This is a genomic window from Solirubrobacter pauli (assembly GCF_003633755.1).
Classification (GTDB): domain Bacteria; phylum Actinomycetota; class Thermoleophilia; order Solirubrobacterales; family Solirubrobacteraceae; genus Solirubrobacter; species Solirubrobacter pauli.
This window is the reverse complement of sequence record NZ_RBIL01000002.1, coordinates 2,104,738-2,124,075: the sequence shown is the minus strand read 5'-3', so window position 1 is coordinate 2,124,075 and position 19,338 is coordinate 2,104,738. Positions and strand designations below refer to the sequence as shown.

19 protein-coding genes and 1 pseudogene are annotated in these 19,338 nt (G+C 72.1%); 15 read left to right on the top strand and 5 right to left on the bottom strand.

Translation table 11 applies throughout. From position 1 onward, the window contains the following. Positions 1–14: 14 nt before the first annotated feature. Genes ribD through ribH form a run of 4 tightly spaced genes read left to right on the top strand, consistent with a single transcriptional unit; the run spans position 15 to position 3,389 of the window. The gene (gene ribD, locus C8N24_RS29575; RefSeq protein WP_121257042.1) at positions 15–1,130 is read left to right on the top strand and encodes a bifunctional diaminohydroxyphosphoribosylaminopyrimidine deaminase/5-amino-6-(5-phosphoribosylamino)uracil reductase RibD; all 1,116 of its coding nucleotides are present in this window, start codon (positions 15–17) and stop codon (positions 1,128–1,130) included. A 2-nt stretch (positions 1,131–1,132) separates the two neighbouring features. Continuing rightward, entirely contained in the window at positions 1,133–1,714 is a 582-nt protein-coding gene (locus tag C8N24_RS29570) for a riboflavin synthase (protein WP_121257040.1), read from the top strand. Next, positions 1,711–2,982: a bifunctional 3,4-dihydroxy-2-butanone-4-phosphate synthase/GTP cyclohydrolase II gene (locus C8N24_RS29565; protein ID WP_121257038.1), complete on the top strand. Its 1,272-nt coding sequence runs from the start codon at positions 1,711–1,713 to the stop codon at positions 2,980–2,982. Before C8N24_RS29570 ends, C8N24_RS29565 begins: the two co-directional genes overlap by 4 nt. Next, positions 2,979–3,389, top strand: a complete 411-nt coding sequence (ribH, locus tag C8N24_RS29560) for a 6,7-dimethyl-8-ribityllumazine synthase (RefSeq protein WP_121257036.1) — start codon at positions 2,979–2,981, stop codon at positions 3,387–3,389. The genes C8N24_RS29565 and ribH overlap by 4 nt, the downstream gene beginning before the upstream one ends. On the opposite strand, the gene C8N24_RS29555 is transcribed toward ribH, so the two are convergent. Continuing rightward, entirely contained in the window at positions 3,386–5,227 is a 1,842-nt protein-coding gene (locus C8N24_RS29555) for a serine/threonine-protein kinase (protein ID WP_147448042.1), read from the bottom strand. The genes ribH and C8N24_RS29555 overlap by 4 nt on opposite strands. Before the next feature lie 47 nt (positions 5,228–5,274). Here C8N24_RS29555 and rpmB point away from each other — a divergent pair, with 47 nt between their 5' ends. Continuing rightward, positions 5,275–5,463, top strand: a complete 189-nt coding sequence (rpmB, locus tag C8N24_RS29550) for a 50S ribosomal protein L28 (protein ID WP_121257032.1) — start codon at positions 5,275–5,277, stop codon at positions 5,461–5,463. Between the two features lie 18 nt (positions 5,464–5,481). Further along, positions 5,482–7,110: a DAK2 domain-containing protein gene (locus C8N24_RS29545; protein WP_121257030.1), complete on the top strand. Its 1,629-nt coding sequence runs from the start codon at positions 5,482–5,484 to the stop codon at positions 7,108–7,110. On the opposite strand, the gene C8N24_RS29540 is transcribed toward C8N24_RS29545, so the two are convergent. Together C8N24_RS29540 and C8N24_RS29535 are read right to left on the bottom strand one after the other, a co-directional pair. Then, entirely contained in the window at positions 7,111–7,983 is an 873-nt protein-coding gene (locus C8N24_RS29540; RefSeq protein ID WP_121257028.1) for a universal stress protein, read from the bottom strand. Next, entirely contained in the window at positions 7,980–9,425 is a 1,446-nt protein-coding gene (locus tag C8N24_RS29535; RefSeq protein WP_121257026.1) for an amino acid permease, read from the bottom strand. Before C8N24_RS29535 ends, C8N24_RS29540 begins: the two co-directional genes overlap by 4 nt. A gap of 83 nt (positions 9,426–9,508) precedes the next feature. On the opposite strand from C8N24_RS29535, the gene recG reads away from it, so the two are divergent. Continuing rightward, entirely contained in the window at positions 9,509–11,602 is a 2,094-nt protein-coding gene (recG, locus tag C8N24_RS29530; protein WP_121257024.1) for an ATP-dependent DNA helicase RecG, read from the top strand. On the opposite strand, the gene C8N24_RS29525 is transcribed toward recG, so the two are convergent. Further along, positions 11,599–11,958, bottom strand: a complete 360-nt coding sequence (locus tag C8N24_RS29525) for a hypothetical protein (RefSeq protein ID WP_121257022.1) — start codon at positions 11,956–11,958, stop codon at positions 11,599–11,601. The genes recG and C8N24_RS29525 overlap by 4 nt on opposite strands. Positions 11,959–12,114: 156 nt before the next feature. On the opposite strand from C8N24_RS29525, the gene C8N24_RS29520 reads away from it, so the two are divergent. The 3 genes from C8N24_RS29520 (at position 12,115) to C8N24_RS29510 (ending at position 14,409) form a co-directional block, all read left to right on the top strand. Then, positions 12,115–12,624: a DUF4142 domain-containing protein gene (locus C8N24_RS29520; protein ID WP_121257020.1), complete on the top strand. Its 510-nt coding sequence runs from the start codon at positions 12,115–12,117 to the stop codon at positions 12,622–12,624. 72 nt (positions 12,625–12,696) lie between these two features. Beyond that, the gene (locus tag C8N24_RS29515; protein WP_121257018.1) at positions 12,697–13,662 is read left to right on the top strand and encodes a hypothetical protein; all 966 of its coding nucleotides are present in this window, start codon (positions 12,697–12,699) and stop codon (positions 13,660–13,662) included. Between the two features lie 27 nt (positions 13,663–13,689). Then, positions 13,690–14,409 carry a hypothetical protein gene (locus tag C8N24_RS29510; protein WP_121257016.1) on the top strand — a complete coding sequence of 240 codons (720 nt, stop codon included), beginning with the start codon at positions 13,690–13,692 and terminating at the stop codon, positions 14,407–14,409. On the opposite strand, the gene C8N24_RS29505 is transcribed toward C8N24_RS29510, so the two are convergent. Then, positions 14,393–15,037, bottom strand: a complete 645-nt coding sequence (locus C8N24_RS29505; protein WP_121257014.1) for an RraA family protein — start codon at positions 15,035–15,037, stop codon at positions 14,393–14,395. The two genes, C8N24_RS29510 and C8N24_RS29505, sit on opposite strands and share 17 nt — an antisense overlap. Positions 15,038–15,104: 67 nt before the next feature. Between C8N24_RS29505 and coaD the strand changes: the two genes are divergently transcribed. The 5 genes and pseudogenes from coaD to C8N24_RS29480 all read left to right on the top strand — a co-directional run bounded on the left by coaD (position 15,105) and on the right by C8N24_RS29480 (position 19,286). Continuing rightward, positions 15,105–15,602, top strand: a complete 498-nt coding sequence (gene coaD, locus C8N24_RS29500; RefSeq protein ID WP_121257012.1) for a pantetheine-phosphate adenylyltransferase — start codon at positions 15,105–15,107, stop codon at positions 15,600–15,602. 16 nt (positions 15,603–15,618) lie between these two features. Continuing rightward, on the top strand, positions 15,619–16,083 hold the full coding sequence (locus C8N24_RS29495) for an ATPase (RefSeq protein ID WP_121257010.1): 465 nt from the start codon (positions 15,619–15,621) through the stop codon (positions 16,081–16,083). Next, positions 16,080–16,751: pseudogene (locus C8N24_RS29490) on the top strand (ABC transporter ATP-binding protein); the annotation flags it as partial. The gene C8N24_RS29495 and the pseudogene C8N24_RS29490, both read left to right, overlap by 4 nt. 53 nt (positions 16,752–16,804) lie before the next feature. Then, on the top strand, positions 16,805–17,890 hold the full coding sequence (locus C8N24_RS29485) for an ABC transporter permease (protein ID WP_121257004.1): 1,086 nt from the start codon (positions 16,805–16,807) through the stop codon (positions 17,888–17,890). 238 nt (positions 17,891–18,128) lie between these two features. Continuing rightward, entirely contained in the window at positions 18,129–19,286 is a 1,158-nt protein-coding gene (locus tag C8N24_RS29480) for a hypothetical protein (protein ID WP_121257002.1), read from the top strand. The last annotated feature ends 52 nt before the right edge of the window (positions 19,287–19,338 follow it).

Here is a 19,338-nt window from a genome sequence, read left to right as displayed (position 1 = left end):
TTGAGGAGCGAACTGTGAGCACCCTCGAGGCCACCGACCACCTGCACCTCGCCCGCGCCATCGAGCTGGCCGAGGGCGGTCGTGGCGCGACGAGCCCCAACCCGCTGGTCGGCGCGGTCGTCGTGCGCGACGGCGAAGTGCTCGGCGAGGGCTTCCACGCGGCGCTCGGCGGGCCGCACGCGGAACGCGCCGCGCTGGCGGGCGTCGAGGACGCGCGGGGCGCGACGATGTACGTCTCGCTCGAGCCGTGCGCGCACACCGGCCGCACGCCGCCGTGCACCGACGCGATCATCGAGGCCGGCATCGCGCGCGTCGTGATCGCCTCCGACGACCCGACCGAGAAGGCCGCGGGCCGTGGCCCGGGCATCCTGCGCGACGAGGGCATCGAGGTCGTCTTCGCCGACGGCGAGCTGGCGGCGAAGGCCCGGCGGCTCAACCAGCCGTTCCGCAAGCACGCGCGGACCGGCCGGCCGTGGATCCTGTTCAAGTCGGCGATGACGCTCGACGGCAAGGTCGCGACCCGCACCGGTGACTCGAAGTGGATCTCGGGCGAGGACTCGCGCCGGCTCTCGCACCACTGGCGGGCCGAGGTGGACGCGGTCGTGGTCGGCATCGGCACGGCGCTGGCCGACGACCCGCAGCTCACCGCGCGGATCGACGGCGTCACGCGCCAGCCGCGCCGGATCGTCTTCGACTCCGAGGCGCGCCTGCCGCTGGACTCCCAGCTCGTCAAGGGCGCGATGGAGGTGCCGCTGACCGTGGTCGTCACCCGCGCCGCGCCGCGCACGGCGGTCGACGCGCTGGAGATCGCGGGCGCGGAGATCATCACCGCCACCGGCGCGAACGAGCCCGACCGCGTGCGCAACGCGCTCGCGCAGCTCGGCTCCAGCGGCATCACGGCGATCCTCTTGGAAGGCGGTCCGCACCTCGCGGGCGCGTTCTTCGACTCGGGCGAGGTGGACGAGATCCGCCTGTTCCTCGCTCCGGTCGTGCTGGGCGGGTCGTCCGCGCGAGACCCGTTGGAAGGCGAGGGCGCCGAGCGCATCGCGGCGGCCGTGCGGGCGCTGTCGCTGGACTGCGCGCGGGTCGCCGACGACGTCCTGATCACCGCCCGCATGCGGGAGTGGTAGGCGTGTTCACGGGTTTGGTGCAGGACCTCGGCTCCGTCGCCGAGATCGAGACCGGCGACGAGGGCGTGCGGCTGATCGTGCGCACGACGCTCGCCGACGAGATCTCGCTGGGCGACTCGGTCGCCGTCAACGGCGTCTGCCTGACCGCGACCAGCATCGCCGACGGCGCGTTCAGCGCCGACGTGATGAACGAGTCGCTCCGGCGCACCTCGCTCGGGTCCGTGGGGCAGGGCTCGACCGTGAACCTCGAGCTGCCGCTGCGCGCCGCCGATCGCCTCGGCGGTCACTTCGTGCAGGGGCACGTGGACGGCGTCGCGACCGTGCGTGAAGCGGTCGACGACGGGTTCGCGCGCGTCGTCACGTTCGACGCCCCCGCCGACCTGCTGCGCTACATCGTCGAAAAAGGCTCGATCGCGGTCGACGGGGTCTCGTTGACCGTCTCTGCGGTCGACGAGTCGTCGTTCAGCGTGTCTCTGATCCCGGAGACGCTCGAGCGCACGACGCTGGGGGCGGCCGAACCCGGCCGGCCCGTGAACCTGGAGGTGGACGTGCTCGCCAAGTACGTGGAGAAGCTGGCTCGATGAGTCGCCCGTTCGCGACCGTCGAAGAGGCGCTGGAAGAGATCCGCGCGGGCCGGATGGTCGTCGTCTGCGACGACGAGGACCGCGAGAACGAGGGCGATCTGACGATGGCGGCGCAGTTCGCGACGCCGGAAGCGATCAACTTCATGGCCAAGGAGGGGCGCGGGCTGATCTGCCTCGCGCTCACGCCGGAGCGCTGCGACGAGCTCGGGCTGGACCTGATGGCGGCCAAGAACGAGTCGCCGTTCGAGACGGCGTTCACCGTGTCCGTCGAGGCGCGGGACGGGATCACCACCGGCATCAGCGCCGCGGACCGCGCGCGGACGATCCAGGTGGCGATCGACCCGGGCTCGGCGCCGCGGGACCTGGTCCAGCCGGGCCACGTGTTCCCGCTGAAGGCCAAGCCGGGCGGCGTGCTCGAGCGCACGGGGCAGACCGAGGCGGCCGTGGACCTGGCGCGGTTGGCCGGGCTGAACCCGAGCGGCGTGATCTGCGAGGTCATGAACGACGACGGGACGATGGCCCGGATCGACGACCTCGAGCGCTACTGCGCCAAGCACGGCCTGAAGATGATCACGGTCGCCGACCTGATCGCCTACCGGCGCAAGCACGACCAGCTCGTCGAGCGGGTCGTGGAGACCCGCCTGCCGACTGGGTTCGGCGAGTTCACGGCCGTGGGCTACCGCTCGCTCGTGGACAACAAGCACCACGTGGCCTTGGTGAAGGGCGACGTGAGCGGCGTCGAGGATGTGCTCGTCCGCGTGCACTCCGAGTGCCTGACCGGCGACGTCTTCCACTCGCTGCGCTGCGACTGCGGCGAGCAGCTCGAGAGCGCGCTGTCGATGATCGAGCGCGAGGGCAAGGGCGTGCTGCTCTACCTCGCCCAGGAGGGGCGCGGGATCGGCCTGCTCAACAAGCTCAAGGCCTACAACCTGCAGGACCGCGGGCTGGACACGGTCGACGCGAACCTGGAGCTCGGCCTGCCGGTCGACCTGCGCGACTACGGCATCGGCGCCCAGATCCTCGTCGACCTGGGGCTGTCGTCGATCCGCATCCTGACGAACAACCCCAAGAAGATCCGGGGGCTCGAGGGCTACGGGCTGTCGGTCAGCGCGCAGGTGCCGATCGAGCACGCACCCAACCCGCACAACGAGGCCTACCTGCGCGCCAAGCGCGACCGGATGGGCCACACGCTGCACCACCAGGGGCTCGCGCTGGACGAGCAGATGGTTCACGACGAAGCCGTACATGACCGGGAGCGCAGGGGATGAAGTTCGCGATCGTCGTCGGGAAGTTCTACGAGGACCTGGCGGCCCGGCTCGTGGCCGGCGCCCAGGAGGTCTTCGCGGGCGAGGCCGACGTCTACGAGGTGCCCGGCGCCTACGAGCTGCCGCTGGCGGCCCAGTACCTGGCCGAGACCGGCCGTTACGCGGGCGTCGCCTGCCTCGGCGCGGTCATCCGCGGGGAGACCGACCACTACGACTACGTGTGCGCCGAGACCGCCCGCGGGATCATGGAGGTCTCGCTCAAGACCGGCGTCCCGTGCGCGTTCGGCGTCCTCACGGTCGAGAACATGGACCAGGCGCTCGCCCGCACCGGCGGCGGCAAGCGCGACCAGGGCGCCCACGCGGCCGAGGCCGTCATCACCCTGGCGAAGCTGAAGACCGAGCTGGCCTAGCGCTCGCGCGGCTTGCGGTGCGGCCCGCGCGTCTTGCCCGGGCCGCGCACCGCCGCAGCGGCGGCGGCCGGCCCCGGCGCCGTCGCCGGGCCGCCGCTCGTCTCGCGCGCCGCCTTCTTCGCGTCGCGCAGCGCCTTGCGGACCTCGCCCGACTCGTTGTCGCCGAACTCGTTCAGGCGGCGCTCGAAGATCGGGATCGCCGCTTCCGGCTGACCGAGGCCGACGAGCGCCGCGCCCTCCTCGAAGAGCGCGTAGCCGCACGGGCTGAGCTCCTTGGAGCCCGCGCACAGCCGTTGGGCCTCCTGGGCCTTGGCCAGCGCGGTCTGGAAGTCGCCGTTGGTGCGCGCGTTGTAGCCCTCGAGCTGCGCCTTCGTGGCCGCGTCGAGGTCCGGCTCGCCCTGCGGCGCGTCCGGCGTGTCCTCGGGCGTCGGCTCCGGCGTCGGCGTGTCCGTCGGCTCGGGCGTCGCGGTCTCCGTCGGCTCCGGGGTCGCCGTCTCGGTCTTCTCGGGCGTGGGCTCGGGGGTCGACTCGCGCGTCGGCTCGGACGTGGGGGTACTCTGCGCGCGCTGGGTGGGCTCGTCGTCGCCGCGGGTGGCGAGGACGAACACGCCCGCGCCGGCGAGGAGCACGAGCGCGACGAGCGCCGCGATCAACGGGCCGCCGCCGCTGCGGCGCGGCTCGGGGTCCGGATCGGCGCCGCGCGTGCGCGAGGGTGCGCCACGGCCGCGGCTGTCGTCGGCCGCCCACGACTCACGGCCGCCGCGCCCGGAGGGGCCGTCGGCGGCCCACGACTCGCGGGCGTTGCCGGGCCGGTCCGCGCCGCCTCGGCCGTCGCCGGCCCGCGCCGCCGGCGCGCCGTACTCGGCCGTGTCCGGTTCACGTGCGGCACCGGCACCCGCGGCGCCCGCGGCCGCGGCGCCGGCCGCACCCGCGGCGAGCCCGCCGGCGGCGGCGCGCTTCTCGCGCCGGCCCAGCTTGCGCGTCGGCCGTGTCGGGGACGTGTCCTCGGTCAGCGTGCGGTCCAGCGCGTCCACGAATGCGGCGGCGCTCTCCCAGCGGTCCTCGGGGGTCTTGGCCAGTCCGCGTTCCAACACCGCGTCAACGGCCCTGGACAGCTCGGGTGCGCGAGTGGAGGCGGGCGGGACCGGGTCCTCGACGTGCGCGCGGGCCTGGGCGGCGAAGTGGTCGGCCTCGAACGGGCGCGAGCCGGTCAGCAGCTCGTAGGCGACGACCGCGAGCGCGTAGCGGTCCGACGCGGGCTGCGCGGCCTCGCCGAGCGCCTGCTCGGGCGAGAGGTACGCGGCGGTGCCCAGCACCTGGCCGGTCGCGGTCAGCTGGTCCTCCCACGCGACGCGGGCGATGCCGAAGTCGGCGACGCCGAGGCGGTCGTGCTCGTCGAGCAGGAGGTTGCCGGGCTTGATGTCGCGGTGGACGACGCCCATGTCGTGGGCGGTGTCGAGCGCGGCGCCCGCCTCGCGCAGCCAGCGCAGCTTGAGCTTGAGCGGCAGCTCGCGGCCGGACTTCAGCGCGTCGCCGATCGAGCCGCCGCGCATGATCTCCATGACCATGAACACGCGCCGCTGGTGCTCGCCGACGTCGTAGATCGTGACGACGTTCGGGTGCGAGGAGAGGCCAGCGGCGGCGCGCGCCTCGCGCTGGAAACGACGGCGCGCGCGGTCGTCCTCGCCGAGGTGCGAAGCCAGCAGCTTGACCGCGACAGCGCGGTCCAGAAGCTCGTCGTGCGCCTCCCAGACACTCGCCATGCCACCATTGGCGAGGTGCCGGATCACGCGGTAGCGGTCCGGCAGGGAGATGCGATCCGGTGAGACCGGGGGCATCGCGTACACGGTACCCGCCGCTCGCCCTCCTATACTCTTGCGCTCCAATGGCTCGTATCTGTCACTCCTGCGGCAAGCGCCCGGCTTTCGGCCAGTCCCGCTCGCACTCCATGGTCGCGACCAAGCGGCGTTTCGATATCAACGTCCAGAAGGTCCGGATCGTCGAGAGCGGCGCGCCGAAGCGCGTGTACGTCTGCACGCGCTGCCTCAAAGCGGGCAAGGTCACGAAGGCCTAGCGGACGGCCGCGCACGTCGTGGCCGACGCAAGCCTCCTCCGCTTCCGCTTCGTCATCGAGGCTGCCCTCGCGCACCTCGAATCCCGTCGCGAAGAGGTCAATGACCTGAACGTCTTCCCGGTCGCCGACGGCGACACGGGGGACAACATGGCGTTGACGCTCCGTGCCGTGCTCGCTGAGCTCGACGACCTCTCCACCCAAGGGGAGATCGACGAGATCGGCCGTGATCAGATCGTCGACTCCGTCGCTCGCGCGGCGTTGCTCGGCGCGCGCGGAAACAGCGGGGTGATCCTGAGCCAGCTCATCCGCGGCGCCGCCGAGGAGCTGATCTCGCGTCCCGGCGAGCTCGTGGACCCGGTCCTGGTCGCCGCCGCGATGGCCCGCGCGGCCGACCGCGCGTACGGCTCGGTGCGTGACCCTGCCGAGGGCACGATCCTCACGGTCGTGCGTGAGATGGCCGCCCGCGCCGCGAGCGAGATCGCGCACATGGCCGAGCCGCGTCTGCAGCACCGCGTCGACGACGCGACGCAGAACGAGATGCTCGCCTACGTGCTCGAGCACGCGCTGGACGCCGGCCAGGCGTCGGTCAAGCGCGGCCCCGAGCTGCTGCCGATCCTGCGCGAGTCCGGCGTCGTGGACGCCGGCGGCTACGGCCTGACGGTCATCTTCGCGGGCGTGATCGCGGCGCTGCGCGGCAACGAGCCGCCGCCGCTCGAGCACCACGCGCCCGCGCGGATCACGCATCCCCAGCACCACTCCTCGACGTTCCGCTACTGCACGAACTTCGCGGTCACCGGCGACAACCTGGAGCCCGGGCCGTGGATCGCGCGCCTGGAGGCGCTGGGGGACTCCGTGCTGGTCGTCGGCGACTCGTCGACGCTGAAGATCCACGTGCACACCGACGAGCCCGAGCAGGCCACCGCGCTGTTCACCGGCACCGGCGAGGTCTCCCGGCTGGACGTCGCGGACATGCACGAGCAGGTCGAGCAGCGCAGTGCGCGCGTCGGCGAGGCGATCGCCGCCTGCGGCATCCTCGCCGTCGTCAACGGCGAGGGCATGCGCGCGCTGTTCGAGGGCATGGGCGCTCACGTCCTGGACGGCGGGCCGACGCTCAACCCGTCCACGTACGAGCTGCTCGCCGGCATCCACGAGGTCCCGGCCGAGGAGGTCGTGGTCCTTCCGAACTCGCCGAACGTCCGGATGGCCGCCGAGCGCGCCGCCGAGCTCTCCGAGAAGGCCGTCCGCGTGGTCCCGACCCGCTCGATGGCCGCCGGCCTGGCCGCCGCCGTGGCGCTCGACGCCGACGCCGACTCGCGCCGCAACGCGGCCGCGATGGAGGAGGCGCTGACGCACGTCCGCACCGGCGGCGTCACCGAGGCCGCCCGCGACGACACGCAGGGCCGCTTCCGCCGCGGCGACTCCGTCGGCTTCATCGACGAGGAGCTCGTCGCCTGGGGCGAGCCGCAGGAGACCCTCGAGGTCGTCCTCGGCGAGCTCGGCCGCGAAGCCGAGCTGCTCACCGTCATCGAAGGGCACGGTGCGCCGCTCGGCTCCGACGCCGTGGCCGCGCTGGCGCCCGACACCGCCGAGGTCGAGCTGTCCGTGGGTGGGCAGCCGGCGTGGTGGTGGCTCGTGTCGGCCGAGTAGCTACCCGCTGCGCGGCACCACCACGACGGGACACGCGGCCCGCCGCACGAGCTTCGAGGCCACGCCGCCGAGCAGCACCCGCCGCACGGGGCCGTAGCCCCGCGAGCCGCACACCAGGAGGTCGCACTCACGGTCGTCCAACGCCGCGAGCGCGTCCACCACGTCGCCCTCGAGCAGCTCGTCCGCCGCCTCGAAGGGCAACGAGGCCACCGCCTCGTCCAGCGCTGCTCGCGCGCCATCGCGGACCGCGCCGAGGAAGGCCTCCTCGGCGTCGCGCCCGGAGACCGGCGCGAAGATCTCGGCCCGGGGCGCGACGACGGTGTAGAGCGTCAAGGACGCTCCGGTCTGCTCGACCAGCTCCGCCGCCACACCCAGCGCGACGCGCGCCTCCGGGGCATCGACGTAGGCGACGCCGATGCGGCGGATGGGGGCGTCGGCGCCGCGCTCGCGCAGGCCGCGCGGCGCGACCGCCACGGGGCAGATCGCGCCGTGGAGCAGCCGCTCGCCGGTCGAGCCGGGGGAGATGCGCCGGCGCGCGCCGTGGCGGGCGGACCCGACGACGATCATCGAGGCGCCGGACGCCTCCGCGACGTCGTCGAGGCCGTGCGCAGCCGACGAGGAGCCCACCACGCGATAGGCGGCGGACACGCCACGCCCCTCGAGGAACCGCCGGGCGCACGCGTTCATCTCCTCGGCCTGCCCGCGCATGAACGCCACGTACTCGGCGTCGACGCGGCCCATGCCGATCGGGTTCTCCTCCGGATAGACGGAGACGACCACCAGGTCCTCGTCCGTGGCGGCGCAGAGCTGCGCGCCGAGCGTGGCGGCGTCGTCGCCGGAGTCCGACCCGTCATGGCCGACGACGACGGTCATGATTCACGCTCGCCGTGCCGCTGGAGCAACGAGTGGGAGCGGCCGTAGAAGAAGTAGATCGCCAGGCCGATCGCCATCCAGCCGACGAAGCGGATCCAGGTCTCCCCGGGCAGCTTCGTCATCAGGTAGATGATCAATCCGACGCCGATGAGCGGGAAGATCGGCACCGGCCACGCCAGCGGCACCTTGAACGGCCGCTCCATCTCGGGCTTGGTGGCGCGCAGGACGACGACGCCGACGTTCACCAGCAGGAACGCGAACAGCGTGCCGATGTTGACGAGCTTGACGATCTCCGTCAGCGGCACGAGGGCCGCGAGGATCGCGATGGCGACGCCCATGCCGTACGTGAGCGCGACCGGCGTGCCGGTCCGCGGGTTGACCTTCGCGATCCCGCGGGGCATCAGGCCGTCGCGCGCCATGGCGAAGAAGATGCGCGTCTGGCCGTAGAAGATCGTGAGCATGACGGACGTGATCGCGACGAGCGCGCCGAAGGCGAGCAGCGAGGCGGCCCACGAGATGCCGGCACCGTCGTCCAGGACGGCGGCCAGCGGGGCGTCGGACTCCTGCAGCGACTTGGCGTCGAGGGAGCCGACCGCGGCGACCGAGACGAGGATGTAGATGATCGTGCAGATGATCAGCGAGCCGATGATCGCGAGCGGGAGGTCCCGCTTGGGCTCCTTGGCCTCCTCGGCCCCGGTCGACACCGCGTCGAAGCCGATGTAGGCGAAGAAGATCACGGCCGCGGCGCTGACCACGCCGTCGGTGCCGTGCGGCGCGAACGGCGTCAGGTTGTCGCTGCTGAACGCCGTGGAGAAGGCGACGATGATGAAGAACGCCAGGATCAGCAGCTTGATGCCGACCATGATCAGGTTCGCCTTGGCCGTCTCCCGCACACCGCGTGAGAGCACGAACATCACGGCCAGGACGATGAAGACGGCCGGCAGGTTGAAGACGCCGCCGTCGGACGGCGAGGTCGCGATCGAGTCCGGCAGCGAGAACGAGAACGTGTTCTCGAGGAACTCGTTGAGGTTGCCGCCCCAGCCGACCGCGACCGCAGCGACCGAGACGCCGTACTCGAGGATCAGGTCCCAGCCGATGATCCACGCGACGAGCTCACCGAGCGTGGCGTACGCGTAGGTGTACGCCGAGCCCGACACGGGGATCGAGGACGCCAGCTCGGCGTAGCAGAGCGCGGAGAACACGCACGTGACGGCGGCGAGGATGAATGACAGGATCACCGCCGGTCCGGCCAGCCCGATGCCCTCGCCGATGATCACGAAGATGCCGGTGCCGATGACGGCGCCGATGCCGAGCGCGGTCAGGTCGAGCGCGCCGACCGCCCGCTTGAGGCCGCCCTCTTCCGCCCCGGTCTCGGTGTCCTTGATCAGGCGCTTGTGGTCCTTGACGGCCCACGGCCCGGTCGTCCTGCGACTTGCCCCCACGGTTGACCCCCTGCTGGTCGTCTAAACGGACCATAAACAACTCTCCGGCGACCCGTCATGCCCGCCGGTCAGACTCTTCAGTCGTGCCGCCGACCGCATTCGCCAGCTCCGACCCGCTCCCCGAGGGCGGGCGTCCGCGCATCCCGCGCCCCGCGAGGCTCGACCGCGAGCTCGAGCTGCCCGGCGAGAAGGCCGAGAAGGCGGGGGCGAAGCTGGGCCTCACGAGCATCGGCGCGCTGCTGGACCACATCCCGCGCGACCGTCGTGCCGCCCGCACGATCGGGGACCTGGTGGAGGGGGAGACCGCGACGGTCGTCGTGGAGGTGCTGAGCATCACGAGCCGCCAGGTGCGGCGGCGGGGCATGAAGCCGCTCGTCAGCGCCCGCGTCTCCGACGAGACCGGCACGATGGGCGTGACGTTCTTCAACCAGCCGTGGCTCGAGCGCCGCTACCGGCCCGGCACCCGGCTCCTGCTGACCGGCAAGTACCAGGGCCAGCGTGGGTTCCGCGTCAACGAGCACGCCGAGACGGGCGAGCTCGTGTCCACGGGCGAGGACATGGCGACCTACCCGGCCAGCGAAGGGCTGACGTCCGTGCAGATCGCCGCGCTCGTGCACGAGCAGCGGGCCGAGATGCGCAACGTGCTCGAGCCGCTGCCGGCCCGCATCCGCGCGCTCGAACGGCTGCCGGACCGCTGGGCCGCCGTCGACGCCGCGCACTTCGGTGACCAAGAGGGCGGCCGCCGGCGGCTCGCCTTCGACGAGTTCCTGCTGCTGCAGATCGCGCTGCTCCGCCGCCGTGCGCGTCGGCGCGAGGGCGCGCGGGCGGAGGCGCTGAGCCCGCCGGCCGACCTCACCGCCCGCTGGCTGAAGGACTCGCTCCCGTTCACGCCGACCGGGGACCAGAAGCGCGCCATGGAGACGATCGACGAGGACGTCGCGTCCGACCGCCCGATGCAGCGCCTGCTGATGGGCGAGGTCGGGTCCGGCAAGACCGTCGTCGCGCTCTACGCGATGCTGCGCGCGGTCGAGTCGGGCGGGCAGGCCGCGCTGATGGCGCCGACCGAGACGCTCGCCGAGCAGCACTTCGCCACCCTCCAGAAGCTGATGCCGGGCGAGCTCGTCCAGGCCGCGCTGCTGACCGGGTCCACGCCGCAGTCGCGCCGCAACGACCTGCTCGGCAAGCTCGCGAGCGGCGAGCTGAAGATCCTCGTCGGCACCCATGCGCTGATCGAGGACGCGGTGGAGTTCGACCGCCTGCTCGTCGCGGTCGTGGACGAGCAGCACCGGTTCGGCGTCAACCAGCGCCGCAAGCTGGACCGCAAGGCGCCGGCGGGCCGCGCGCCGCACATCCTGCACATGACGGCCACGCCGATCCCGCGCACGCTCGCGCTCACCGCCTACGGCGACCTGGACGTCACGACGCTGCACGAGCTGCCGGCCGGCCGCAAGCCGATCGACACCTACGTCGCGTCCACGGACAACGAGCGGGCCCGCGCCTACGAGCGCATCCGCGAGGAGCTCGACAAGGGCCGCCAGGCGTTCGTCGTCTGCCCGCTGGTCGAGGAGTCCGAGGCGCTGCAGGCGCGCGCCGCCACCGCCGAGTTCGAGCGCCTGCGCGGCGGCGAGCTCAAGGACTACCGGGTCGTCCTGATGCACGGCCAGATGCGCCCGCGGGAGAAGCAGGAGGCCATGCAGGCGTTCGCCGGCGGTGGGGCCGACGTCCTGGTCGCCACGACGGTGATCGAGGTCGGCATCGACGTCCCGAACGCCACCGTCATGCTCGTCGAGGACTCCGAGCGCTACGGCCTGAGCCAGCTGCACCAGCTGCGCGGCCGGATCGGCCGCGGCCAGTACGACTCCGTCTGCCTGCTCTTCGGCCCGAAGGAGTCACGCCGACTGCAGGCGATGGCCCAGCACTCCGACGGCTTCCGGCTGGCCGAGATCGACCTCGAGCTGCGCGGGGAGGGGGAGATGCTCGGCGTCCGCCAGTCGGGGCTGCAGGCGTTCAAGTTCGCCCGGCTGCCCGAGGACCTCGAGCTGCTCGAACGCGCCCGCCGCCACGCCCGCGAGATCCTCGACGCGGACCCGGAGCTGCGCGAGCCCGAGCACACGCTGATCGAGGACGCGATCATGCGCGCCTACGGGTCCGACGCGCTCGAGCCGATCCCGGCCTAGAAGATCGCCCACTGCCAGAGGGGCACGCAGCCGCTGAAGGTCTTCGGTGGCTCGACCTCGGACGAGACGTTCGCCGTCAACGTCGCGTCCCAGCACGAGCTGTCCGGACGTCGTACGACGTCGTAGACGGCGCCCCCGCCGGAGTCGTCGTGGACCAGGCAGGACCAGGGCTCGCGGTCGAACTCGCATTCGGGCAGGCTCAGCCAGCCGAACGGCGCCTCGTCGTACACCGACCGCGTGACCGACTCGTGGGTGACGGGGCCGTGCAGCACGAAGCGCGCCGCGATCGCGTAGACGCCGAACCAATACGCCCCCGCGACCACGCAGGCGACGACCACGAGCAGGGTCCGTCCCATCGCGGAGATGGTGGCACGGGCTCAGCGCGCTCGGGGATCACTTCACGGTTCGGGGCAGGACCGCAAGCGCGGGCTCACCGTCGCAGGTGCGACCTGCTGTGGGCGAACGCGCCAGTTCGCCCCGGCCTGGCGAAGGTCAGGGGGTAGCGCCGGGCCATGCTCAACCGCCCCATCGTCGCCGCGCTCGCGGCCCTGTCCCTCGCCGCGCCGGCCGCGGCGTCCGCGCGACCGGCCGACTTCCCGGAGGACCGGTCGTTCCTCGTCAACGCCGCCCGCTCGAACCTCGCGGAGATCGCGACGGCCCGCCTGGCCCTGCGCGAGAGCGACGACGCCGGCGTGCGCGCCTACGCGCGGCGGATGGTCGCCGACCACACGGCCGCCCAGACCGAGCTGAAGGGCATCGCCCGTGCCTGGAGCACGTCGGTGCCGACGGCGCCGTCGTCCAAGCAGAAGCGTGACGCGGCGCGACTGGGGGCGCTCGACGGCAGCGCGTTCGACCGCACCTACCTGCGCCGGCAGATCGTCGCGCACCGGCAGACGCTCGGCGTGTGCCTGCTGGAGATCGACGGTGGCAAGGTCGCGAGCCTGCGCGCCTACGCGAGCAAGACCGCGCCGGTCGTCCGCGGGCACCTCGCGCTCGCCAAGCAGACGCGCGCCGCGCTGTAGACGCGGTCGGACCGCCGCTCAGACCTTCGTCGCACCCGCGTGACACGGCCGGCGCCGCCGTGTCACACGGGCATGGTCCCCAAGACAACCGCTCTGCTGGGCGGCGCGCTGATCGCCGCCGCCCTGCTCGCCCCGAACACCGCCTCCGCCGCCTCCTCGAAGGGCTGCGACCGCGACGGCGGCTTCTCGATCACGCTCGGCGACGGCTCGACGATCCGCGAGGGTTTCCGCGGCACGGTCGCGGCCTCCAAGCTCAACACGGCGAAGCTGCTGGTGCGCGGCAAGTTCATCACCTTCGACGTCGACCCGAAGACGTTCGCGGTCTACGACTACGCGTTCACCGGCGCCGCCAACCCGCTGGACATCACCGGCGGCCGCCGGATCGTCGCCTACGCGGGCAAGGTCCCGGACCTCAAGGGCGCCGCCCTCACCTCCTCGATGAGCGTCCGCCTCAAGGACGAGGGCCTCGAGATCACGCGCACCGGCGCCGGCGTCTCGATGAAGATCCAGGCCAAGAACTGCGCCAACGGCGGCCTGTTCCAGATGGAGCCCGAGCGCACCGACGGCACCGCGACGCGCATCGTCCACACGCTCGGCCCGGACGCCTTCTACTACGACAACCCGAACTTCCGCGCCCGCGAGGGCGACGTCCTGCCCTACAAGGACACGACCGCCACGGTGAGCGCCCGCGTGAACATCGGCTCCGACCTCGCGCCCAAGTTCGTCGGCCGCGACAGCCCGCAGGTCGCCACCCGCGTCGCGCCCGGCACGTGCATCACCGCGATCCCCGCCCCGCGTCGTCCCGGCGGCGTTCAGAACGTGGACCACTGCGGCGGCGTGAGCGTGTGGGACGTGGCCTCCGGCGGCCGCATGGGCGGCGTGTTCGGCGAGGACGCGACCGAGGTCGCCCCGCCCGCCACCACCTGCACCGAGGATTGCGAGGCCGGCAACCAGGTCCAGGGCCAGGCCGTCGTCCTCGGCGCCCCGTTCCCGGTGCCGACGGCGAACCGCTTCCTCCCGCGGTTCCCGGCCTCCTAAAGCCCCAGGGGCTTTATCTTCCGCGGCGTGCAGCTGACCCTCGATCACGTCATCCTGCGCGCCGCGGACCCGGCCGCGACGCTCGCCGAGCTGGCGGCGCGGACCGGCGCGCCGGTGCTCGCGCCCGTCCACGAGGCGGGCGTGTTCACGTCCGGCATCCTGCGGGCGAGCGTGGACATCGAGGTGCTCTCGATCGACGCCGACCCGCCGCCGCACGTCATCGGCTATGGGCTCGGCTTCACGGCGGACGTCCCGCTCGAGGAGGCGTCCTCGGCATTGCGGCGGGCGTGGCTGAAGACCTCGTCCGAGGTCACCGCGACGGCCGACGGCCGCACGTGGGCGACCGTGCACGTCCACCGGTTGTTGCCCGACCCGTTCCCGGTGCCCACCTTCCACAAGCCGTACGGGCCCAAGCAGCGCGTCACCGAGCTGATCACGGCCGGTCTGGTCCGGTTCCCGCCGTTGGCCAAGCGGCTGAAGCGCCGCGCCGGCGGCTCGATGGTGGTCCTGACCGAGTACCGGTTCGACGCGCGGGCCTGGCGCGCCTCGGTCGGCGACGGTCCGGAGGTGCTGCGCGTGGTCGTCGGCACCGGCGGCAAGGACTGGTCGACGCTGCCGCTCGCACCCGGCAGTCCGCTGGAGCTGGACCCGGAGGGGCCGCCGGGCGTCCGGCGGATCATCCTCGCCGGCGCAGGGACGTCGTTCCGGCTCGGCGACGTCGAGCTGACGTTCAGCTCGGCGGGTTGATCGCCAACGCGCTCTGCTCGCCGGCCTGCAGCTTCGCGACGTGCTCGCGCAGGTTGGTCATGTCGATCAGGCTGTCGCCGCGGCGCGTCGCGCCCAGCACCTCGGCCTCGAGCGCCTCGATCTCCTGGGCGCGCGGCACGCACGCCTCGAGCTGCGCGCGCGGCGCGATCACGATCCCGTCGGCGTCGGAGATGACGATGTCGCCCGGGTTGACGCGCACGCCGCCGAACGCGATCGGCCCGCCGACGCGCGGCGGGACGTCGCTGCGTCCGGCCACCGGGACGGTGCCGCGCGCCCACAGCGGCAGCTCAGGTGGGAGTCCGGCGCGGTCGCGCACGTAGCCGTCGACCACGATCCCGCCCAGCCGGCGGCGGTGCGCCTCGGTCGCCAGCAGCTCGCCGAGCGCCGCGAGCGGGGCACCGCCGGCCTGCACGACGAGCACGTCGCCGGGCTGGGCCTCGCCGATCGCCCACAGCACGGACAGGAACTCGCCCGCCGCCACGACGGTGTAGGCCGGACCGCACACGCGCTCGCTCGGGGTGAGCGGACGAATCGCGGGATCGACCACCGGGAGGGACTTGTCGACGTCGCAGAGCGTGCTGACGGGCAACCGGGCGAGGGCATCCATGTCGAGGAGGGTATTGGTGCCCTGCGCGGCATCACGCCGCGCCGCGCAATACGATCAGTCGGCATCTATGGCCCCTGACCCGCGCATCGCGATCTGCCCCGGCTCCTACGATCCGGTCACCAACGGGCACCTCGACATCATCTCGCGCGCCTCGGCGATGTTCGACACGTTGATCGTCGCCGTCGTGAACGCGTCCGTGCGCAAGAGCAAGTCCGTGTTCACCGCGGAGGAGCGGATCGGGTTCATCGAGCGCGCCACCGCGCATCTGGGCAACGTCGAGGTCGTGCCGTTCGACCGCCTCGTGGTCGACTTCGCGCGCGAGCAGGGCGCCAAGGCGATCGTGAAAGGTCTGCGTGCGATCAGCGACTTCGAGTACGAGTTGGAGATGAACCAGCTGAACCGCTCGCTGGCCTCCGACGTGGAATCGATCTACCTGATGGCCTCACCGCAGTACAGTTTCCTGTCATCTAGCGGAGTCAAGGAGATCGCCACTTTCGGAGGCGACGTTTCCGGACTCGTACCGGAAGAGGTCGCCAGCCGCTTGCAGGAAGCGCTGGGGCGGTAGCGAAACGGGGAGCCAAATGGACGTCCTGGTACTGATCGACAAGCTGGACGACCTCGTCCACAACGCGAAGGCGGTCCCGCTGACGGACACCGTCCGCGTGGACAAAGAGGAGATCTACGACATCCTCGACCAGATGCGCGCCACGATCCCCGAGGAGATCAAGCAGGCGCGCTGGATCGTCAAGGAGCGCCAGGAGATGCTCGCCGAGGCCAAGCGCGAGGCCGAGCGGATCGTGAAGGAGGCGCGCGAGCGCCAGGAGCAGCTCGTGTCCCAGCAGGAAGTCACCCGCCAGGCGGAACGCGCCGCGGAGGACATCATCGAGGACGCGCGCGCTCGGGAGCGCGAGATCCGGCTCGGCGCGGAGGACTACGCCGACGAGATCCTCAACACGCTCGAAGTCAACCTCTCCAAGTTCATCGCGGCTGTGCAGCGCGGCCGTGAGCGGCTCCAGGGCCGCGACGAGCCCGCCGAAGTCTCCTGACCGGCTTAGAGCTGCACGGGCTGACCCGGCGCTACGGCGACCGGGTCGCGCTCGACGGCGTGTCCTTCGGCGTCGCGCCCGGGCAGATGTTCGGCTTCGTCGGCCCCAACGGGGCCGGCAAGACGACGACCATGCGGATCATCATGGGCGTGCTCGCGCCCGACGGGGGCGAGGTCCGCTGGAACGGCGAGCCGCTGAGCTTCGGCGTGCGGTCGCGGTTCGGCTACATGCCGGAGGAGCGTGGGCTGTACCCGAAGATGCGGGTCAAGCGCCAGCTCAGCTACCTCGCGTCCGTGCACGGGGTCGACGACCCGGATGCGGCGGCCGACCGCTGGATCGACCGCCTCGGGCTGGCCGAGCGCGCCGAGGACCGCGTCGAGCAGCTCTCGCTCGGCAACCAGCAGCGCGTCCAGCTCGCCGCCGCGCTCGTGCACGAGCCCGAGCTGCTCGTGCTCGACGAGCCGTTCTCGGGCCTGGACCCGGTCGGCGTCGACGTGCTGTCCGGCGTGCTGCTCGACTACGCGCGCACCGGCGTGCCGGTCGTGTTCTCTTCCCACCAGCTGGATCTGGTCGAGCGCCTGTGCGAGGCCGTGGCGATCATCAAGGACGGTCGTCTGGTCGCCTCGGGCACGGTCGAGGAGCTGCGCGGCCCGGGGACGAAGGTCGTCAAGGAAGTGGTCGAGCGCCCGACGCTCACCGACCTGTTCCGGGAGGCGGTGAAATGATCAACGCCAACGTCCGGCGGGTCGCGCGGCGCGAGATCACCGAGCGCATCGGTGAGAAGAGCTTCCTGATCTCCACCGGGATCACGCTGGCGATCATCATCCTGGTGGTCGTGATCCCGCCGCTCCTCGGCCTGGGTGGGACGTCGACGTACACGATCGCGACCGACGCCGAGAGCCGGCCGATCGCCGAGCGCGCAGCCGCGCTCGCACCGAACTTCGACGCCGAGGTCGTGATCTCAGGCGACGATCCCGACGTGACGCTGGCGGGCGGCGAGATCCAGTCGCAGGAGGAGCCCGACGACACGCTGGTCGGCCTGCTGCAGACGGCCAACCAGGCGCTCGAGCCGAGCTCGCGCTCGGAGCTGACCGTCGTGACGGCGGAGCCCGTCGATCCCGACCGTGACGCCAAGGCGGGCCTCGCGTTCTTCGCGATCCTGATGCTCTACGGGCAGCTGATCGCGTACGGCTTCATCGTCGCCTCGGGCGTGGTGGAGGAGAAGGCCTCGCGTGTGATCGAGGTGCTCCTCGCGGCCATCCGCCCCAAGGACCTGCTCGCCGGCAAGGTGCTGGGGCTCGGTGTGCTCGGGCTCGGGCAGCTGCTGGTGATCGCCGTGCTGGGCGTGGCCGCCGCGGGGGTCAGCGGCGCGTTGGACATCGACGGCACGCTGCTGTCCGCGGTCGCGCTGGCGCTCGTGTGGTTCGTGCTCGGCTACGCCTTCTACGCCGCGCTGTACGCGGTGGCGGGGGCGATGGTCCCGCGCCAGGAGGAGCTGCAGAGCTCCACGACACCGCTGACGATGGCGATCCTCGTCTCGTTCTTCGCCGGGTTCGCCGTCAATGAGGACCCGGACGGCGTCCTCGCGCACGTGTGCGCGTTCATCCCGTTCACCGCGCCGATCACGATGCCCGGGCGGATCATGCTCGGCGGCGTGCCGGCGTGGGAGATCGCGGCCTCCGTGGCCGTCATGATCGCTTCGACCGCGCTGCTGATCCCGCTCGCCGCCCGGATCTACTCGGCCGTCGTGCTCCGCACCGGCTCGGCGGTCAAGCTCTCGGAAGCGCTGCGGCTCGCCCGCAGCTGAGTCAGCACGCGAACCGCAAGCTTTCTCGCATGAGGGCGTTGTTGCCCTCATGCACAGTCTGGACGCATCGACCAATGGCATGGACGCCGTCCAGTCCGGAAGGGCTGGCGTCCTGCGCGGTCGCGCCTTCGGCGCGCTTCTCACAGCGGCTTCGCTGCTCTTCGACGCGAACCCCGCACGCGGTGCCGAGTCGGCCCCGCACCACGCCGTAACCCGCTGAACCGGAGGCCTCAACCTCATGCGCCGCCTGCTCATCCCCGCCGCCCTCGTGGCGGGGGCGATCCTCCCCTGCACCGCATCCGCCGAGATCGTCAAGGCTCCCGCCGGTGAGACCAGCACCCTGAAGGTCTCCGCCGCCCAGGGCAAGACGTTCAAGCAGCACAAGCTCAAGTTCTCCGCGTCGGGCGCGGCCAAGGCGTCCGGCACGACGCTGACGCTGCCCTACTCGCTCTCCGGCTGGGACTTCGGGACGCGTGAGGGCGACGTCGCGTACTACGCGAAGAACACCGGCTTCAGGCTCAAGCGCGGCCGGCGGACCGCGACCGCGGTGCACCCGCGGCTCGTCCTCGACACGCCCAAGAGCGGCTACGTGTCGATGCTGATCGCCAACGAGCGGATCAAGTTCTTCACCGTCTCCGGCACGACCGCGAAGGCGGCCGACTCCGGGAACGTCCAGCAGACCACGGGCTACCGGCTCAAGCTGACCCAGGCGGGCGCGAGCTCCGTCAACCGCGCGCTCAAGAAGAAGGTGCTCAAGCGCTTCAGCCAGTTCGGCACGCTGGACGTGCGGCTGATCCAGCCCGCGGCGGGCACGCAGCCCGGCAGCGGCGGCGGCACGACGACGACGCCCGGCAGCCCCGGCGGCGGCAGCGGCTCTCTGCCCGGCCAAGGCGACACCCCGGGCGGCAGCGTGACGTTCAACCCGGGGCTGCTCGACCTGCTGCCCGGTGGCAGCATCCTCGGCCCGCTGCTGCCCGAGAACGGCGTCGACCTCGACGGCGACGGCAAGCCCGACCTGACGGTCCTGCCGCTCGAGGACGTCGACGTGGACCTCGGCACCGGCGCGGGCGGCTCGCCCACCGGCACGATCAAGCTCGGCGGCGGCCTCGTGCTGGACCTGCCGGGCGCCGGCACGCAGGTCGCGCTGGTGAACCCGGAGATCGTGCTCGGCACGGACGCCGGCCTCTACGCGCTCGTCGACGGCGTCCGCGTCAAGGTCGGCGACATCGACACCGACACGCTCGACCTCGACGTCGCCGACGGCACGGTGACGATCAAGGACCTCGACGTGCGGGTCGGCAGCGGCTTGAACACCGTCCTCGGCCCGCTGCTGGGCAACCTGCTGCCCGCCGGCACCCCGCTGTTGAACCTCGACCTGTCCTTCCCCGAGCTCTGACCAGGAGTCGCCGACCATGGGCTTCCTCGCCTTCTTGCACGCACAGCTGGAT

Coding starts and splice junctions, on each gene's coding strand:
- coaD (WP_121257012.1), top strand. CDS start 15,105: ATGGCCCCTGACCCGCGCATCGCGATCTGCCCCGGCTCCTACGATCCG.
- C8N24_RS29505 (WP_121257014.1), bottom strand. CDS start 15,037: ATGGATGCCCTCGCCCGGTTGCCCGTCAGCACGCTCTGCGACGTCGAC.
- C8N24_RS29555 (WP_147448042.1), bottom strand. CDS start 5,227: ATGCCCCCGGTCTCACCGGATCGCATCTCCCTGCCGGACCGCTACCGC.
- C8N24_RS29525 (WP_121257022.1), bottom strand. CDS start 11,958: ATGGGACGGACCCTGCTCGTGGTCGTCGCCTGCGTGGTCGCGGGGGCG.
- C8N24_RS29480 (WP_121257002.1), top strand. CDS start 18,129: ATGCGCCGCCTGCTCATCCCCGCCGCCCTCGTGGCGGGGGCGATCCTC.
- C8N24_RS29565 (WP_121257038.1), top strand. CDS start 1,711: ATGAGTCGCCCGTTCGCGACCGTCGAAGAGGCGCTGGAAGAGATCCGC.
- C8N24_RS29520 (WP_121257020.1), top strand. CDS start 12,115: ATGCTCAACCGCCCCATCGTCGCCGCGCTCGCGGCCCTGTCCCTCGCC.
- C8N24_RS29495 (WP_121257010.1), top strand. CDS start 15,619: ATGGACGTCCTGGTACTGATCGACAAGCTGGACGACCTCGTCCACAAC.
- ribH (WP_121257036.1), top strand. CDS start 2,979: ATGAAGTTCGCGATCGTCGTCGGGAAGTTCTACGAGGACCTGGCGGCC.
- C8N24_RS29485 (WP_121257004.1), top strand. CDS start 16,805: ATGATCAACGCCAACGTCCGGCGGGTCGCGCGGCGCGAGATCACCGAG.
- rpmB (WP_121257032.1), top strand. CDS start 5,275: ATGGCTCGTATCTGTCACTCCTGCGGCAAGCGCCCGGCTTTCGGCCAG.
- C8N24_RS29515 (WP_121257018.1), top strand. CDS start 12,697: ATGGTCCCCAAGACAACCGCTCTGCTGGGCGGCGCGCTGATCGCCGCC.
- C8N24_RS29540 (WP_121257028.1), bottom strand. CDS start 7,983: ATGACCGTCGTCGTCGGCCATGACGGGTCGGACTCCGGCGACGACGCC.